Annotated in this window: 13 protein-coding genes; 5 read left to right on the forward strand and 8 right to left on the reverse strand. The window is 60.4% G+C overall.

Annotated elements, in window-relative coordinates:
* Nucleotides 1–62 precede the first annotated feature (62 nt).
* Nucleotides 63–2,267, reverse strand: a complete 2,205-nt coding sequence (locus BXA01_RS03585; RefSeq protein WP_076563240.1) for an OsmC domain/YcaO domain-containing protein — start codon at nucleotides 2,265–2,267, stop codon at nucleotides 63–65.
* A 220-nt stretch (nucleotides 2,268–2,487) separates the two neighbouring features.
* Between BXA01_RS03585 and BXA01_RS03590 the strand changes: the two genes are divergently transcribed.
* On the forward strand, nucleotides 2,488–5,097 hold the full coding sequence (locus BXA01_RS03590; RefSeq protein WP_076563241.1) for a bifunctional diguanylate cyclase/phosphodiesterase: 2,610 nt from the start codon (nucleotides 2,488–2,490) through the stop codon (nucleotides 5,095–5,097).
* A gap of 3 nt (nucleotides 5,098–5,100) precedes the next feature.
* On the opposite strand, the gene cydB is transcribed toward BXA01_RS03590, so the two are convergent.
* The 5 genes from cydB to ppk2 form a co-directional block, all read right to left on the reverse strand.
* Nucleotides 5,101–6,102, reverse strand: a complete 1,002-nt coding sequence (gene cydB / locus BXA01_RS03595) for a cytochrome d ubiquinol oxidase subunit II (protein ID WP_076563242.1) — start codon at nucleotides 6,100–6,102, stop codon at nucleotides 5,101–5,103.
* Nucleotides 6,103–6,114: 12 nt separating this feature from the next.
* Nucleotides 6,115–7,488, reverse strand: a complete 1,374-nt coding sequence (locus BXA01_RS03600; protein WP_076563243.1) for a cytochrome ubiquinol oxidase subunit I — start codon at nucleotides 7,486–7,488, stop codon at nucleotides 6,115–6,117.
* A 3-nt stretch (nucleotides 7,489–7,491) separates the two neighbouring features.
* Nucleotides 7,492–7,881 (reverse strand): VOC family protein, encoded by a 390-nt coding sequence (locus BXA01_RS03605; protein ID WP_076563244.1) that lies wholly within the window; start codon nucleotides 7,879–7,881, stop codon nucleotides 7,492–7,494.
* Nucleotides 7,882–7,904: 23 nt separating this feature from the next.
* Nucleotides 7,905–8,120, reverse strand: coding sequence for a hypothetical protein (locus BXA01_RS03610; RefSeq protein ID WP_073474890.1), 216 nt, complete (start codon nucleotides 8,118–8,120; stop codon nucleotides 7,905–7,907).
* A 601-nt stretch (nucleotides 8,121–8,721) separates the two neighbouring features.
* Nucleotides 8,722–9,537 (reverse strand): polyphosphate kinase 2, encoded by an 816-nt coding sequence (ppk2, locus tag BXA01_RS03615; RefSeq protein ID WP_041480441.1) that lies wholly within the window; start codon nucleotides 9,535–9,537, stop codon nucleotides 8,722–8,724.
* Between the two features lie 190 nt (nucleotides 9,538–9,727).
* Between ppk2 and BXA01_RS03620 the strand changes: the two genes are divergently transcribed.
* The 3 genes from BXA01_RS03620 (at nucleotide 9,728) to msrA (ending at nucleotide 13,531) form a co-directional block, all read left to right on the forward strand.
* Nucleotides 9,728–11,854: a TonB-dependent receptor family protein gene (locus BXA01_RS03620; RefSeq protein WP_076563245.1), complete on the forward strand. Its 2,127-nt coding sequence runs from the start codon at nucleotides 9,728–9,730 to the stop codon at nucleotides 11,852–11,854.
* Nucleotides 11,855–12,092: 238 nt separating this feature from the next.
* Nucleotides 12,093–12,878 (forward strand): enhanced serine sensitivity protein SseB, encoded by a 786-nt coding sequence (gene sseB / locus BXA01_RS03625; protein ID WP_076563246.1) that lies wholly within the window; start codon nucleotides 12,093–12,095, stop codon nucleotides 12,876–12,878.
* A gap of 146 nt (nucleotides 12,879–13,024) precedes the next feature.
* The gene (gene msrA, locus BXA01_RS03630; protein ID WP_016774420.1) at nucleotides 13,025–13,531 is read left to right on the forward strand and encodes a peptide-methionine (S)-S-oxide reductase MsrA; all 507 of its coding nucleotides are present in this window, start codon (nucleotides 13,025–13,027) and stop codon (nucleotides 13,529–13,531) included.
* An 18-nt stretch (nucleotides 13,532–13,549) separates the two neighbouring features.
* Here msrA and BXA01_RS03635 read toward each other — a convergent pair whose 3' ends face one another.
* The gene (locus BXA01_RS03635; protein WP_076563247.1) at nucleotides 13,550–14,767 is read right to left on the reverse strand and encodes an MFS transporter; all 1,218 of its coding nucleotides are present in this window, start codon (nucleotides 14,765–14,767) and stop codon (nucleotides 13,550–13,552) included.
* A 130-nt stretch (nucleotides 14,768–14,897) separates the two neighbouring features.
* On the opposite strand from BXA01_RS03635, the gene BXA01_RS03640 reads away from it, so the two are divergent.
* Complete coding sequence (locus tag BXA01_RS03640) at nucleotides 14,898–15,521, forward strand: TetR/AcrR family transcriptional regulator (protein WP_076563248.1); 624 nt, start codon at nucleotides 14,898–14,900, stop codon at nucleotides 15,519–15,521.
* 5 nt (nucleotides 15,522–15,526) lie between these two features.
* Here the strand turns inward: BXA01_RS03640 and BXA01_RS03645 are convergent, their stop codons facing one another.
* Nucleotides 15,527–16,753 carry an MFS transporter gene (locus BXA01_RS03645; RefSeq protein ID WP_076563249.1) on the reverse strand — a complete coding sequence of 409 codons (1,227 nt, stop codon included), beginning with the start codon at nucleotides 16,751–16,753 and terminating at the stop codon, nucleotides 15,527–15,529.
* Between the last annotated feature and the right edge of the window lie 56 nt (nucleotides 16,754–16,809).

The raw sequence follows: 16,809 nt of genomic DNA on the forward strand, positions 1-16,809 counted from the left end.
GGCTGCGGTTCAAGCCACGCAGCCACACTCAAGCCGAAAGCGAAACGTTCTGAGCCAGCTCTTCAACGCGACAAAGCCGCCACACCCGCCCGCGCCGCATGCAGCTTTTTATAGCTTTCGATCAAGCGCAAATGCCGATCCAGCCCTTCCAGCTTCATGCTCGTTGGCGTCAAACCGTAAAAGCGCACACTGCCATTCACCGAACCAATCGCCGCATCCATACGCTCGTCACCAAACATCCGGCGGAAGTTAGCCTCGTAGTCTTCCAGCTCGAGATCCTCGTCCAGCTCCATCTCCAGCACCACATTCACAGCCTGATAGAACAAGCCGCGCTCAACAGTGTTGTCGTTGTATTGCAGGAATGCCTCAACCAGATCCTTGGCCTCGTCAAACTTCTGCAGCGCGAGGTAGATCAGCAGGCGCAGTTCCAGAATCGTCAGCTTGCCCCATGGTGTGTTGTCATCGAACTCGATGCCGATCAGCGTGGTGATATCGGTGTAGTCGTCCTGCTCGCTGCGTTCCAACCCCTGAACGAGGTTGCGCAAGCCAACCTTACTGAGGTTGTGCAGATTGAGGATGTCGGCGCGAAATTGCAGGGCTTTGTTGGTGTTGTCCCAGATCAGGTCTTCGACCGGGTAGATCTCCGAGTAATCCGGCACGAGGATGCGGCAGGCTTTGGCGCCGATGTGCTCGTAGACCGCCATGTAGACTTCCTTGCCCATGTCTTCGAGGATGCCGAACAGGGTCGCGGCTTCTTCGGCGTTGGAGTTTTCGCCTTGGCCTGTGAAGTCCCATTCGACGAATTCGAAGTCTGGCTTGGCACTGAAAAAGCGCCACGACACCACACCGCTGGAATCGATGAAGTGCTCGACGAAGTTGTTCGGTTCGGTCACTGCCTGCCCCGAGAACGTCGGCTGCGGCAAGTCGTTGAGGCCTTCAAAGCTGCGGCCCTGGAGCAGTTCGGTCAGGCTGCGTTCCAGCGCGACTTCCAGGCTCGGGTGCGCGCCGAAGGAAGCGAAGACGCCGCCAGTGCGCGGATTCATCAGGGTCACGCACATCACCGGGAATTCACCGCCCAGCGAGGCGTCCTTGACCAGCACCGGGAAGCCCTGCTCTTCCAGGCCTTTGATGCCGGCAAGGATGCTCGGGTATTTCTCCAGCACGTGCTGCGGCACATCCGGCAGGGCCATTTCGCCTTCGAGGATTTCGCGTTTGACCGCGCGCTCGAAAATTTCCGACAGGCACTGCACCTGCGCTTCGGCCAAAGTGTTGCCGGCGCTCATGCCGTTGCTCAGGTAGAGGTTTTCGATCAGGTTCGACGGGAAGTACACCACTTCACCGTCCGACTGGCGCACGAACGGCAGCGAGCAGATGCCGCGCTGAGTGTTGCCGGAGTTGGTGTCGTAAAGGTGCGAGCCGCGCAGTTCGCCGTCGCGGTTGTAAATGCCAAGGGTGTAGTCGTCGAGAATCTCGCTTGGCAATTCGTCTTTCGGACCCGGCTTGAACCACTTCTCGTCCGGATAATGGACGAATTCGGCGTTGGCGATGTCTTCGCCCCAGAACTGGTCGTTATAGAAGAAGTTGCAATTGAGGCGCTCGATGAACTCGCCCAGCGCCGACGCCAGTGCGCCTTCCTTGGTCGCGCCCTTGCCGTTGGTGAAGCACATCGGCGAATGCGCATCGCGAATGTGCAGCGACCAGACGTTGGGCACGATGTTGCGCCACGAAGCGATTTCGATCTTCATGCCGAGGTCGGCAAGGATCTTCGACATGTTGGCGATGGTCTGTTCCAGCGGCAGGTCCTTGCCGGCGATGTAGGTGCCCGCCGTCGAATCGGACTGCGGCATCAACAAGGCCTGGGCATCGGCGTCGAGGTTGTCGACTTCTTCGATGATGAACTCGGGGCCGGTCTGCACCACCTTCTTCACGGTGCAGCGGTCGATGGAACGCAGGATGCCCTGGCGATCCTTGTCCGAGATGTCGGCGGGCAATTCGACCTGAATCTTGAAGATCTGGTTGTAGCGGTTTTCCGGGTCGACGATGTTGTTCTGCGACAGGCGAATGTTCTCTGTCGGAATATTGCGCGTGTCGCAGTACAGCTTGACGAAGTAAGCCGCGCACAAGGCCGACGACGCCAGGAAGTAGTCGAACGGCCCCGGTGCCGAGCCATCGCCCTTGTAGCGGATTGGCTGATCGGCGATCACCGTGAAGTCGTCGAACTTGGCTTCAAGTCGAAGGTTGTCGAGAAAGTTGACCTTGATTTCCATGCGGGATTACCAGAATACGGCTAAACGAATGGCGGCCATTATCCGGTTTTTGTGCGGGAAGTCTCGCCCTTTCGGGATTCGCCGCTGGCCGGCGGTTCTGGAAATTCCATCGGATTCGCTACACTTTGAAAAAATCCAGGCGATACCAATAACAACAATCTGAACATTGTGCGCTCGCCATTGTTCTAGATTCAGAAGACACCGGATCAAGGACGAGCACATGGCCGTTACTCTCCCTGCGCAGCCAATCCCCACCCCGCAACGCGCCGTGACCCGGCGCCTGGCCATCGCCGTTGGCGCACTGTTCGTTGCGGGTGTCATCGCCGCGATCAGCACCCTGCTTGGCATCGCCAATACCCTTGACGCGAAGGATCTGGAACAGAACCAGTTCTATTCCGTGCGCGCCGTGGAAAACCGCATCACCGCGTCGAAAAACTACATCACCAGTTATGCCTACTGGACCCGCGCCTATGAGGCCTTGAGCGGGCCGATCGACGTCAACTGGGCCTACACCGAACAGAACATGGGCAAGACCCTGTTCACCAGCGACGGCTACGACGGCGTGTTCGTCCTTGATCGCAATCGCACCAAGTACGCGGTGATTCGCGGGCAGATGGTTGAAACCGACGTATCCAGCGTACTGCAAGCGCCCGCCTCGGCGTTGGTCGAGCAGGTGCTGAGCCAGCCTGATCTGACCAAGCCGATCAACCGCTATTCATTGTTCGAAGGCTGGCCGGCGTTGATCACCGCTGCCGCGATCATTCCCAACGACGAGCGCCCGCTGGATGAACTGAGAAACACCTCGGTGCTGGTGTTCGTCGACAAGCTGACCCCGACCAAACTGCGCAAGATCGGCAGCGGTTATGGCCTGACGAACCTGACCCTGGTCCCGGACGACACCATTGAGAAAGGCCATCCAAGCGTGCCGCTCGACAGCACCGGGTACAGCCTGGTCGCCGACCTGCAACGGCCCGGTCAGCAATTGTTGTGGACGCTGGTGCCGCCGCTCGGCGCGACGTTTCTGGTGCTGATGCTGCTGACGGCATACTTTTTCCGCCACGCCCTGCGCTCTTCGCAATACGTCGACAACAGTATCCATGCGATGCAGGCGTCGAATCAGGCCCTTGAAGCCGCCAATCATGCGCTCGAAGCCAGTGAAGAACGCTTTCGCGCCGTGGCCGAAGCGGCGTCGGACTGGATCTGGGAAGTTGATGATCAGTTGGCGCTGACCTATCTGTCGGCGCGCTTCAGCGAAGTCACCGGCTACCCGCAAGCCCTGTGGCTGGGCCAGGACATCGGCGAATTACTGACTTGCGACACCACGCCACTGGAGCTGTGGCTGCGCAAACTCAGCGAAGAAAACAGCGCCGGCGATTTGCGCTGCACTTATCGCGATCACTCCGGGCAGCCACGCCACTGCCGGCTCTCGGCGCGGCCGATTTTCGACAAGGACAGCGTCGTCGGCTATCGCGGTACTGCCAGCGATATCACCGACGAAGTCGCCGCCCATGCGCAGATCCAGCACCTGTCGATGCATGACGCCCTGACCGGTCTGCCCAACCGCAACAAACTGGCGCGTTATCTGGATGAAGTGCTGATATTGAAAGAACACTCGCCACCGCTGTCGCTGCTGATGATCGATCTGGACAACTTCAAACCGATCAACGATTCCCTCGGCCATCCTGCCGGTGACGCGGTACTCCAGGAAGTCGCCACGCGTCTGCGCGAATGCACCCGCGAGCACGACCTCGTCGCCCGCCTCGGTGGTGATGAATTCGTCGTGGTGCTCAATGGCATGGACAGCCATAACGAGATCGACAAATTCTGCACACGGCTGATCGGCAGCCTGCATCAGCCGATCCTCTACGAACAGCATCCACTGCATATCGGTGCCAGTGTCGGCATCGCCCTGAGTCGTCGGCACGGTTTCGTCGCCAGCGATCTGATCCGCTACGCCGACATCGCTCTGTATCAGGCCAAGTCCGACGGCAAGAACACCTGGTGCTATTTCGAAGCGCACATGAGCGACCAGATCCAGACGCGCCGGCAAATGGAAGATGACCTGCGCCATGCGCTCAAGCACAACGAATTCGTCCTGCACTATCAGCCGCGCTACAAGGTCGATGGCAAACACATCGTTTCGGTGGAAGCGCTGGTGCGCTGGCAGCATCCGACCCAAGGGTTGCTCGGACCGGACGTGTTCATTCCGCTGGCCGAGCAGACCGACCTGATCGTCCCGCTGGGCCGCTGGGTGCTGCGCGAAGCCTGCGAAACCGCGCTTGAATGGCCCCATGACATTCTGCTGTCGGTCAACCTCTCGCCTGCGCAGTTCGCCCTCAGCGATGTCGTCGAGGATGTTCGTGAAGTGCTGGTGGATACGCGTTTCCCGGCCAGCCGTCTGGAGCTGGAGATCACCGAAAACGTGATGCTCAACGACACCGACGGCGCGCTGACCACCATGAATCAGCTCAAAGAGCTCGGCGTGCGTCTGAACATGGACGACTTCGGCACCGGCTATTCGTCGCTCGGTTATCTGCGCGCCTATCCGTTCGACGGAATCAAGATCGACAAACGCTTTATCGCCTCAATCAGCAGCGGCACCAACGACCGTGCCGTGGTGCAAGCGATCATCGGTCTGGGCAAAGCCATGGGGCTGACGGTGACGGCCGAAGGCGTCGAGACCGAGGAGCAACTGGCGATTCTCGGCAAGGATCAATGCAACGAGGTGCAGGGTTATTTCATGAGTCGGCCGATCGACAAGGCGGCTTTTGCTGATCTGCTACGAGCCTCGCGACTGTCGCTGGTGAGCAAAAAAGGTCGGGTAACGTGAATCTCAACCATCGTTGGCAACGCGCACCTTGCCGCTGAACACGCGGAAACCGAAGGTGTTGTAGGCCAGCGTGATGGGGATCAGCACGGCGAATCCGACCAGCATGAAGATCTGGCTGGTGGGGCTTGAGGCTGCTTCGCTCAAAGTCAGATCCGGCGGAATGATGAATGGATACAGCGCGACCAGCATCACCGCGAAAGCCAGCACGAAAACGCCCAGTGCGGCGAACAGCGGGATGAAGTCGAAGCGGCTGTGAAAGCCTTTGCTGAATACCCATCCCAGAGCACAGAGGATGCCCCCTGCCGGCAACCACAGCCGAATTTCGGCAAGCCGCCGGGCGTATTGCGGCTGCAACGTCGCCGTCCATGCGATCAGCACCAGCAATAACGCCACAACGACCAGCGACAGCACGCGGGCCTGGCGGGCCGAGCGCCGCTGCAATTCATCAAGGTTGCGCCAGTACAGCCAGCACGTCCCCAGCCAGACGTAACCGAGTACCAGCACCAAACCACAGAACACAGGGAACGGATTCAGCCAGTCGCGGCCATCGCCAATGTACTGACCGCCCTGATGCGCAACGCCTTGCACGAGGGTACCGAGCACCATGCCCTGGACAAACCCGGTCAGCAGCGAAGCCAGCGCCAGCACGCCGTCGACGATGCGCTTGCGTCGCTCGTTCGGTGCGTAATCGCGAAATTCCAGCGCCATGGCCCGCACAATCAAGGCGAGGAACATCAAGATAAAAGGCACATACAGGGCCGGCAGCAAGATCGCGTACGCCAGCGGAAACAGCGCCAGCAGCCCTCCGCCGCCGAGCACCAGCCAGGTTTCGTTCGCATCCCACACCGGCAGAATCGACACCGCCATCACCCTGCGCTGCTTGCTGCAAGCCGTGAGACCCATGAGCATGCCGACGCCCAGATCGGTGCCGTCGAGCACCACGTAGTTCATCACCGAGAACGCCAGTGCGGCGGCGCACAACAGAGTCAGCCAGTCCGTGTCCATGTCTGCGATTCCTCAGTGCCCGGTTTCGTCGGCAAGGGTGGGCTGCGGCCCGGGTTGGTCCTGCTGCGGCGGCTCGCGCAACAGACGCAGCAACACCCACAGACCGATGCCGAAGATCAGCAGATAAAACAGCAGAATCAGCCACGTCGACCCGACGACTTGAGCCCTGGACACCGACGACAGACTGTCCGCCGTGCGCATCAATCCGTAAACCGTAAACGGCTGTCGCCCCACTTCGGTGACGACCCAGCCGCTGAGCATCGCCAGAAATCCGGCCGGTGCCAGCAGCACGCACGCGCCCAGCCAGCGCCGCGCCGTGTACAGGCGATTACGTCGGCGCAGGATCAGGCTGACCACACCCTGCCCAAGCATCAACAGCCCCAGTCCGACCATCAGCCGAAATGCGAAAAACACCGGCGCCACGGGCGGGATGTCCTCAGCCGGAAATTCATCAAGCGCGGCGATGGTGCTGGTCAGGTCATGCTGCAGGTAGAGGGAACCAATGCGCGGAATCGCCACCTCCCAGTGGTTGCGGCGCTCTTGCATATCGGGCCATGCGAACAGGCGCAGTGGCTCCCCAGCCCCTTGGGCCGGGCGCGTCCATGAGCCTTCGATCGCCGCCACTTTCTGCGGCTGGGCTTGCAAACTGTGCCGGCCATGCAGGTCCCCGACAACAATCTGCACCGGCATCAGCAGCGCAATCACCCACAGTGCCATGGAAAATTGCAGGCGAGCGCGCGGGTTTTCCCGGGCCTGGCGCAATTGCCAAGCGCTGATCCCGGCAATCAGCGTCGCGCTGCCGATGAACACGGCGAGCAGCATGTGTGCCAGTCGATAGGGAAACGAAGGATTGAAGATGATTGCCCACCAGTCCTCAGCGAGGAAACGCCCGTCCGCGCCAATCGAATAGCCGGCGGGGGTTTGCATCCAAGAGTTGGCGGAAAGAATCCAGAACGCGCTGATCAGCGAGCCCACCGCCACCGCACACGTGGCAAAAAAGTGCAGACGCGGACCGACTTTCTTCAGGCCGAACAGCATGATGCCGAGAAATCCGGCTTCAATGAAAAACGCCGCCATCACTTCATAGAACATCAGCGGGCCGATGACATCACCGGCCTGCACCGACAGCCGCGACCAGTTGAGACCGAACTGATACTCCAGAATCAATCCCGACGCCGTGCCCACTGCGACATTTAGCGCAAATACCTTGAGCCAGTAGCGATAGACATCCAGATAAACCTGGCGCCCGGTCCTCAACCACAACGCTTCCAGCACCATGAGGAAATTCGCCAGACCGATGCTGAACGCCGCCAGCACGATGTGGAAGCTGATCGTGATCGCGAACTGGGCGCGGGCGGCCATCAGGGCCGAATCAACAGGCTCCATCCATCAGCCGCTGTAGAACACAGCAAGCTTGTTGCCTTCAGGATCGCGCAGATAGGCTACGTAAAAGTCCGGCGTATAGGCTTCGCGCGTGCCAGGCGCGCCTTCGTCGCTGCCGCCATGGTCGAGCCCGGCCTTGTGCACCTGATCGACCTGGTGCCGCGAGTCGGTGCGAAATGCCGGCATCATGCCGTTGCCGGGTGTCGCCGGCTCACCATTGAACGGTTGCGAGATGTGCACACTCCCGGGCCCGTTGGACTTGTCGGCGCAATCGGGCAAGTAGAAACAGTAGTGTTCTTCGCGATCATGCCGGTAGCCAAGCGGCGTCAGAATCGCCTTGTAAAAAGCTGCCGAACGCTCGACATCGTTGGCGCCGATAAACAGATAACTGAGCATGGGATGTCCTCCGATGGCAGCTGTCAGCGCTGTGGCTGTTCCTCATTCAGGGTAAAAACATTGCCGGCGTCACGCACCAACTGGCGCCATTCGGCACTGGTGATCAGGCCTTGCTCCTCCATCTGATCCGCAGCCTTGAGCAACTCGTCATATTGCTGTTCCGGATCCAGATCGCCCTCGGCCTGCTCCGCCATTTTGCGCCATGCCGCCAGTGATGCCTTCTTTTGCTGATCGAACATACGGGTATCTCCTGAGGGACTTACCCGGTAGAAAAAACAGCGCGACAGAGGTTCAGGGCAGACGACGGATGGACGGTTTAAGCGGAATTCTTTTGTAGGAGTGAGCCTGCTCGCGATAGCGGTATATCGGTCAAATTAAATTTGAATGTGCCTCCGTCATCGCGAGCAGGCTCGCTCCCACAAAAGCAAAGCAGCGCATCTGCCCGCGGCGCAGCCGCCCCACTCAACAATGAGCGCAAGCTCGAGTGCTTTTGATCTTGCTTTTGATCCACCGGCGACGTCGGAAGGCTGAGTGGAGGGATTGATCCGGGCGTGGGAGCGCAGCGACCGTACGACGCAGTTGTACACAGCGAGTGTAGGTGCAGCGAAGCAAACCGGAGCCGCTGCGCCCGGATCGATCCCGCAGCGAAGGAACCCCGAGCCCGCGAGGGGCCGAACGTAGGAGCAAGCCTTTTCGGTTACCTTTTCGGCGTTTGGAAAAGGTGACTCGCCGTAAGGGCGAAACCGCCAGCCGCAACACCCGAAAAAACGGATATACACCCAAAACCCCAAGAGCCTGGTCGGCCCAAAGGCCGCCAAGCCCCCAAAAACCCCGCAAATGTCAAAACCGCTCTGCCACCCGCTTGTACGGATAATCCGGCTCCCGATACTTGCCCGGCTTCTGCCGTTTCGGCAACTCGACCTTGTCGCGCTTCACCTCTTCATAGGGGATGCGACTGAGCAGATCAGTGATGATGTTCAGCCGCGCACGACGTTTGTCATTCGAGTCGGCAACCCTCCACGGCGCCCAATCGGTGTCGGTATGCTTGAACATCTCGTCCCGCGCCCGTGAGTAGTCATACCAGCGGCTGTAGGACTTCAGATCCATGGGTGTCAGTTTCCAGATCTTGCGCCCGTCATTGATTCGCGCTTCGAGCCGGCGGGTCTGTTCCTCCGGACTGACCTCAAGCCAGTACTTGAGCAGGATCACCCCCGAATCAACGATGGCGTTCTCCACCCAAGGAATCGACTTGAGAAACTTGTCGGCCTGCTCCTCCGTACAAAAACCCATGACCCGTTCGACACCGGCGCGGTTGTACCAACTGCGGTCGAAAATCACCACCTCGCCGCCCGCCGGCAGATGCGGCAGATAGCGCTGTACATGCATCTGACTTTTTTCTCGATCGGTTGGCGCCGGTAATGCCATCACGCGGAACACCCGTGGGCTGACGCGCTCCGTGATCGCCTTGATCACCCCGCCCTTGCCCGCACCGTCGCGGCCTTCGAAAACAATACACACCTTGACACCTTTGGCGATGACCCACTCCTGCAGCTTGACCAGCTCAACGTGGAGCTTGCGCAGCTGTTCCAGATAGTCCTTGTTTTTCAAGCGCGGACGTTCGATTGCCTTTGCAGGTTTCTTCTTGTCTTTCGCCATGAACCTGTCCTCGCGCTTCAACAGCCCGCTGAATTTGTTTATTGACCCGAAGGGCCTGATCCGTGAGGTTAGTTCACGCCCGGTTGTTTGCCATTGCCGGGCAAAAAAGCCCTGTCGCCATGTGTTTCCTGAGATTGTTCCGACGTCGCACTGTTCATTGCCCGATCCCCTGTTTGCTGGAGTTTTTTCGATGCCGTCGCCCAAATCATTGCCCACTGCCCTGCTCGGTCTGGCCCTGGCCTGCCCGGCGATGGCCGAGACCCAAGGTCTGGAGCTGGGGCAAGTGCTGATTTCGGCAGATGAGCGCAGTGGCAGCGATGCAGCGGTCGAAGAAGCGCGGCAACGCCTTGAGCAGGTTCCTGGCGGCACCAACGTGGTCGACACGCGCCAGCCGTTGCAGGGCCGTGTTGCCAGCAATCAGGATGTGCTGGCCTATCAGCCGGGGGTGTATGCCCAGTCGGCGGGCAACGAAGGCGTAAAGATTTCCATCCGTGGTTCAGGCATCAACCGCGCACCCGGTGCCCACGCCTCGGGGCTCTACACGATGCTGGATGGCTTGCCGCTGACCGGCCCCGGCGGCACGCCGTATGAATTGCTCGAGCCGCTGTGGGTCGACCATGTCGAAGTGCTGCGCGGCGCCAACGGCTTTGATCGCGGCGCGCTGGCACTGGGCGGCGCTATCGATTACGTCAGCCACACCGGTTACACCGCTCCAAAGCTGCAAGTGCGCTACGCCACCGGCAGCCATGGCTATCAGCAGCGCCAGGTCAGCTCCGGGCAAGTGCTGGGAGATTTCGATTACTACGTGTCCCTGACCGATGCCAACGCCGACGGCTATCAGGACCACACCGCCAGCGAGAGCAAAGGCCTGATCGCCAACTTCGGTTATCGCTTCAACCCGAATCTGGAAACCCGCTTCTATTTCCGCTATCGCGAAACCGACAACGACCTCGCCGGTCGCGTGACCAAGCATTCCATCGAACACAGCCCACGGGCAGCCAACCCGGCGTATGTGGCCCGCGATGACAGCCGCAAGCAACCCGGCAGTACCTTCATCGGCAACAAGACCACGTTCTACCTCGATGACGATTCGAGCATCCAGACCGGCCTCGCCTACCACGACTACCCGATGGATTTGCGCGAAGGCCCCAACCGGCTGAAGGTGGCTTATACCGACGTTAGCGGCACCTTCGACTACAAGCGCCGCGACACTTTGTTCGGGATGGAAAGCCGCAGCAATGTCGGCCTGCGCGTGACCAAGCACCTGCCCAACGATGGCGCCAGCGAGTTCGTGCGCATCCCGAGTGGCAACACCGCCAGCTATGCCCCGGGCACGCGGATGCGCAATTTCACTTATCAGGGTTCGGACACCGTGCTGCATTTCGGTAACGACCTGGAAATTGCCGACGACCTCTGGCTGACCACCGGCCTCGCCGCCATCTACACCCGCCGCGAAAGCGCCGTGACCTATCCGCAGGGCGGCGGCAAAACAAGTCTCAGCGACTGGGACTATGCACCGCGCATCGGCCTGCGCTACCAGATCACCCCGGACGTGCAAGTGTTCGGCAACCTCAGCCGCTCCGTCGAAGCACCGCACCCGTGGTCGCTGATCTACAGCTCCAACGTGCGCTTCCCTGCCGGCAACGGCGCCGCCACCGGCACCCAGCGCGACCCGGTCGAGCTGCAAAACCAGACTGCAACCACTCTGGAACTCGGCGGCCGTGGCGACAGCCATTTGGGCGAATGGAGCCTGGCCTGGTACTTCGCCCAAGTTCGTCACGAACTGCTCTCGGTGCTGCCGGACGCCAACGCCGTCACGCCCTACGAACTCAACGCCAGCCCGACCGTGCACCAGGGCATCGAGGCCAGCCTCAACAGCAAACTCTGGACCGCCGCCGACGGCCGCCAACTGAGCTTGCGCCAGGCCTACACCTTCAGCGACTTCCACTACCGCGACGACGAACGCTTCGGCGACAACCGCCTGCCGGGCCTGCCGATGCATTATTACCAGGGCGAACTGCGTTACGACTGGCCGCAGGGCTTCTTCGCCGCCGTGAACACGCAACTGGTGTCCAAAGTTGCCGTGGACTACGCCAACAGCTACTACGCCGACCCTTACGCCCTGTTCGGCGCCACCCTGGGCTACAACGCGCCGAAGGGCGACTGGCAAGGTTGGGTGGACATGCGCAACCTGACCGGCAAGCGTTATGCGGCAACGGTCACGCCGGGGTATGACGACAAGGGAGTGGACGCCGCGCGGTCGACCCCGGGTGAAGGGATGGGGGTTTATGTTGGGGTTTCGTGGAGTTTGCTATAAGACCCAACGCGAAATTCAAATGTGGGAGCGAGCCTGCTCGCGAAAGCGGTGTATCAGCCGTGAATCGTTTCGACTGACACGACGCCTTCGCGAGCAGGCTCGCTCCCACATTTGGCTTTGTGGTGTTGTTTAGAACGGCGCAGGATTCGAATCTTTGGACGAGTATATTCGTGAAAGCACGTACCCTCGAACCGACCAGATAATCATCGCTCTCCATTGAAAATAACGGACTGACCTCATGGATACTTCCCAAGAAAACCCATTGGAAACATCGCTCCGACTCGCCGCGGACGAACCCGCGCATCGCCCTGAGTTCTATCACACCCTGCTGGACTCGACCGTCTACATCCTCGGCACCGCCGGTGCGGCGCAAGGCCATGTCAATCTCGAAGCCGGCAGCAATATCAGCATCGCTCATTGGCAGAAGCCCGATGGCACGCCAGTCATTCCGTTCTTCTCCTCACTGCCAACGCTGCAACAATCCATCGACAGCGAGCAGAGCTATGTAGAAATCCCTGCCCGATCATTGTTCGAAATCACGCTGGGCGCGCTGCTCTTTCTCAATCCGAAGTCGCCGTACGGCAAGGAATTCTTTCCGGAGGAAGTGCAACGCCTGCTCTCAGGCGAAATCGGCCGGCCCGCCACGCAGCGTACCGTTGAAAAAGAAACCAACGTCTTGCTTGGACAGCCTTCGGACTACCCATCGACGATGGTCCATTCGCTCTCGCAACTGCTGGCCAAACACGCCAATGTGAAACGCGCGTTCCTGGCGCTGATGCACGACCCCTCGGTTGATGAAAAACCGCACTTGATCGTCGGCATCGAAGCGGATGGCGATATCGAACAGGTCATGCGCGAAGCCGGCAATGTCGCTGCGGACACAGCCCCTGATGGCGGGCCGGTTGATTTTTGCCGCGTGCTGACGGGACAAGCCGGGCTGAGTGATTACTTCCTCAGGGAGACCAAACCGTTCTACGAGCGCAAGTCACCGAGCAAGCTGCGTTCGTTCTTTGGCTTTGGTTGAATACGTACTGACTAACATCGCAGTCGCCTGCATGTCGCCTGATCAGGTGGCCAGTGGTCGATTCTGATGAGCGTAACCTTGGATTCTCTCAACCCGCCCTCATAACAGTGGGTATCCCCACATCGTCTCGAGAGGAAGCACAAACCATGACCACTCAAACCGAAACTGCCATTCTCGCCGGCGGCTGCTTTTGGGGCATGCAGGATTTATTGCGCCGCTACCCGGGTGTGCTGAAAACCCGCGTCGGCTATACCGGCGGCGATGTGCCGAATGCGACCTATCGCAACCACGGCAACCACGCCGAAGCCATCGAGATCGAGTTTGATCCGGCCGTGATCAGCTACCGGCAGATCCTTGAGTTCTTCTTCCAGATCCACGACCCGAGCACGCCTAACCGTCAGGGCAACGATCTTGGCCCGAGCTACCGCTCGGCGATCTACTACCTCAACGACGAGCAGCGTGCCGTCGCTGAAGACACCGCCGCCGATGTAGACGCATCGAAGTTGTGGCCGGGCCGAGTGGTTACGGAAATAGAACCGGCCGGCCCGTTCTGGGAAGCGGAACCCGAGCATCAGGATTACCTGGAGCGGATTCCGAACGGCTACACCTGCCATTTCATCCGGCCTAACTGGAAACTGCCGAAGCGCGGTTGAAGAAACTGCTGGCGGGGTTCAATGCCCCGCCACCACCGAAGCTTCTACAGAGCGCGGGCCCGACTTGAAACCGTGGGCCCGGGCACCCCAGGCAATGGCGAAGGCGATAGCGACCAGTGCCAGCATGGCCCACGGAAATGAGGTAACGCCCCACTGATCGAGCAGCACGCCGCCGACGACACCGCTGCCAGCGATCGCGCTGTTCCACGCCACTACGTTCAACGACAAGGCGACATCCGCTCCGTCGCCCGCCGCATCAGCCAGCGCCGTTTGCAACAGCGTCGCCGCGCCGCCAAAGGTTAAACCCCATGCCGCCACGCCGAGATAAATCACCTCTGGGCTGCCTCCGCCAAATCCCAGCGCCACGCAGACGGCGGCAAAGGTCGCCAAACTCAGCAGAACCGTCGAACGCAGCAGCGGCTCGACCAGCTTCGCCGTCAGCCATATCCCGACCAGAGCGGCGATGCCGAAGCTCAACAACACCACATCCACCCGCTCGGCCATGCCCGCCGGCGCCACGAACGGAGCGATATAGGTGTAGAGAATGTTGTGCGCCAGCATCCAGCTGATCACCACTGCAAGCACAGGACGCACGCCCGGGGTAGTCAAGACTTTGCTCAGCGATAGGCGTTGATGGGCCGGCTGCGGCGGGTAGTCGGGCACTTTCACCAGCACCCAGACGATCAGTACCAAGGTCAGCGCCGACATCAGGCCGAATGTAGTGCGCCAACCGACCAGCCCACCGAGCCACGTACCCAGAGGCACGCCCAGCGACAGCGCAATCGGTGTGCCGACCATCGCCAGTGCCAACGCCTTGCCCTGCTGTTCGGGCTCAACCATGCGTCGCGCATAGCCGGCCAGCAGACTCCATGCCAGACCCGCCGCAACCCCGGCGAAGAACCGCGCGACCAGCGTCACGCCGTAATGCGACGACAGCGCGGTAATCGAATTGAACAGCAGGAAACCGACAATCGTCAGCAGCAGCACGTTGCGGCGCCGCCAGCCCCGGGTGGCGATGGTCATCGGGATCACCGCCAGTACGGAACCCAATGCGTACGCGGTAACCATTTGCCCGGCCATGGACGGCGAAATCGCCAGGCCTTCACTGATCAACGGCAACAGGCCCGCCGGCAGGGTTTCGGTGACGATGCAGATGAAGCCAGTCATGGCCAGCGCCAGCAAAGCGCCGATGGGCAGACCTTTTGGCGTAGCCGTTAACGTGATTGAAGGTGTCACTGGAAGCTCCTCGAAAAAAACGACTCAGATTTAAATACCGATCGATCTAGATCCTGAGGGTGCATGCGCAGCGTTGTCAACAATTTCTGTATCGACTAGTCTTTATATTAAATCAATGAGGAGTCAGGTCATGGCGAGAACCGGTCGCCCCCGTCAGTTTGATCGCGACGACGCCGTCGATCAGGCTTTGCAACTGTTCTGGCAACACGGCTACGACGCGACATCGCTGGCCCAATTGAAGGCAGGCCTGGGTGGCGGTATCTCTGCGCCGAGCTTCTACGCCGCGTTCGGTTCCAAGGAAGCGTTGTTCGATGAATGCGTGCAGCGTTATTTAACCACCTATGCGCAAGTCACCGAGTGCCTGTGGGACGACAGCCTGCCACCACGCCAGGCGATCGAGACCGCTTTGCGCCAGTCGGCACGCATGCAGTGCGACGACACACACCCCAAGGGCTGCATGGTTACCCTCGGCGTCATGAGCGCACCGAGCCCGGAAACCGCCCATGTGGCGCAAGCCCTGACCCACTCAAGGCAGCGCACCCGTGCCGGCATTCAAGCCTGCGTCGAACGCGCTGTGAATGCCGACGAGCTGGCCAGCGGCACAAGTGCGGCGGCGATGGCGACGGTATTCGACAGTTTCCTGCAGGGCATATCCATCCTCGCCAGAGACAACACCGCGCTGGATAACATTGATGCTGCTATCACTCAGGTCATGCAAACCTGGGACATTGCCGCCACGCGTAAGGCGGATTGATCAAATCACAAATGCACCGGTGCCACCGGCGCCGAACCCGGCTCCGGCACATCGACATTGACCTTCAGTGCAATCAGCAGCGCGGCCAGCAGCATCAGAATTCCAGCCGCTACAAACACACCATGGATACCGCTGAAACTGAACACCGAACCGCCGGCGGCGGCGCCTGCGGCAATCGCCGACTGCACCGATGCGACGACCATGCCGCCTGCGCTTTCGGCCTGATCGGGTATCGAGCGCGCCACCCAGTTCGACCATGCGACCGGCACGCCACCGAAGGCCATCCCCCACAGCGCCAAGAGCAACGCCTGCCCGGTGACCGACGCCGGTAACCCGACCAACGCCAGAGCAGCAACGCCCACCAACACCGGCATCAGCACCAGTGTTGCGCGTGGATTGCGCTGCAACAGCCAGCCGGCGAACAGCGTGCCGGCAAAGTTTGCCACGCCGAAACCAAGGAGCATCAGTGCCAGCGTCTGCGGGCCGACGCCGGTGGTGCTTTCCAGAAATGGCCTGATGTAGGTGAACAACGCAAAGTGACCGGTGTGCACCAATACACAGCCAAACATGCCAATGGCAATGCCCGGTCGCAGCAACACCTCAAGCACCGTGCGCAGGCGTGACGGACGATGCGGCGCCAGACTGGGTAGCGTGAATATTTGGAAGACCAGCGTCACCACGCCAACCGCCGCAGCTGCGAAAAACGCGCTGCGCCAGCCAAACTGACCGCCGAGATAACTGCCCAATGGCACCGCGACCACGGTCCCCACGGCGATCCCGCTGAAGATGATCGACAGCGCACGCGGCAGCAGCGCCGCCGGCACCAAGCGCATCGCCACGGCCGCCGCCATGCTCCAGAATCCGCCCAGAGCTATGCCCAAAAGGATGCGCATGATCAGCAACACTGCGAGGCTGGACGACAACGCGACCAGCAGATTCGATGCGATCATCAGTGCCGAGAAACCGAGCAAGACCAGGCGCCGATCAAGACTGCGCGTCAATCCAGGTACGAGCAATCCGGCGAACAGCGCCACCACTGCGGTCACCGTCACCGCTTGCCCGGCCAGCGCTTCGCTGACGCCAAGATCGAGCGCCATCGGCGTCAGCAGGCTGGCCGGCAGATATTCCGCCGTGAGCAGACCAAACACACCCATCGCCAGTGAAAACACCGCCATCCACGCAGGCACCAGCGGCTCCCCGTCAGTTCGCCCATCACCTACACGTTCATTCATTTCAAGACTCCCTCGGACATTTCGAGAGGGCAGTCTATTGGCGGCAAACCGGATGA

This window comes from Pseudomonas sp. B10, from assembly GCF_900156235.1.
In the GTDB taxonomy this organism is placed as follows: Bacteria; Pseudomonadota; Gammaproteobacteria; order Pseudomonadales; family Pseudomonadaceae; genus Aquipseudomonas; species Aquipseudomonas siliginis.

Coding starts and splice junctions, on each gene's coding strand:
- ppk2 (WP_041480441.1), bottom strand. CDS start 9,537: ATGGCGAAAGACAAGAAGAAACCTGCAAAGGCAATCGAACGTCCGCGC.
- sseB (WP_076563246.1), top strand. CDS start 12,093: ATGGATACTTCCCAAGAAAACCCATTGGAAACATCGCTCCGACTCGCC.
- BXA01_RS03640 (WP_076563248.1), top strand. CDS start 14,898: ATGGCGAGAACCGGTCGCCCCCGTCAGTTTGATCGCGACGACGCCGTC.
- BXA01_RS03605 (WP_076563244.1), bottom strand. CDS start 7,881: ATGCTCAGTTATCTGTTTATCGGCGCCAACGATGTCGAGCGTTCGGCA.
- BXA01_RS03645 (WP_076563249.1), bottom strand. CDS start 16,753: ATGAATGAACGTGTAGGTGATGGGCGAACTGACGGGGAGCCGCTGGTG.
- BXA01_RS03585 (WP_076563240.1), bottom strand. CDS start 2,267: ATGGAAATCAAGGTCAACTTTCTCGACAACCTTCGACTTGAAGCCAAG.
- cydB (WP_076563242.1), bottom strand. CDS start 6,102: ATGGACACGGACTGGCTGACTCTGTTGTGCGCCGCCGCACTGGCGTTC.
- msrA (WP_016774420.1), top strand. CDS start 13,025: ATGACCACTCAAACCGAAACTGCCATTCTCGCCGGCGGCTGCTTTTGG.
- BXA01_RS03590 (WP_076563241.1), top strand. CDS start 2,488: ATGGCCGTTACTCTCCCTGCGCAGCCAATCCCCACCCCGCAACGCGCC.
- BXA01_RS03600 (WP_076563243.1), bottom strand. CDS start 7,488: ATGGAGCCTGTTGATTCGGCCCTGATGGCCGCCCGCGCCCAGTTCGCG.
- BXA01_RS03610 (WP_073474890.1), bottom strand. CDS start 8,120: ATGTTCGATCAGCAAAAGAAGGCATCACTGGCGGCATGGCGCAAAATG.
- BXA01_RS03620 (WP_076563245.1), top strand. CDS start 9,728: ATGCCGTCGCCCAAATCATTGCCCACTGCCCTGCTCGGTCTGGCCCTG.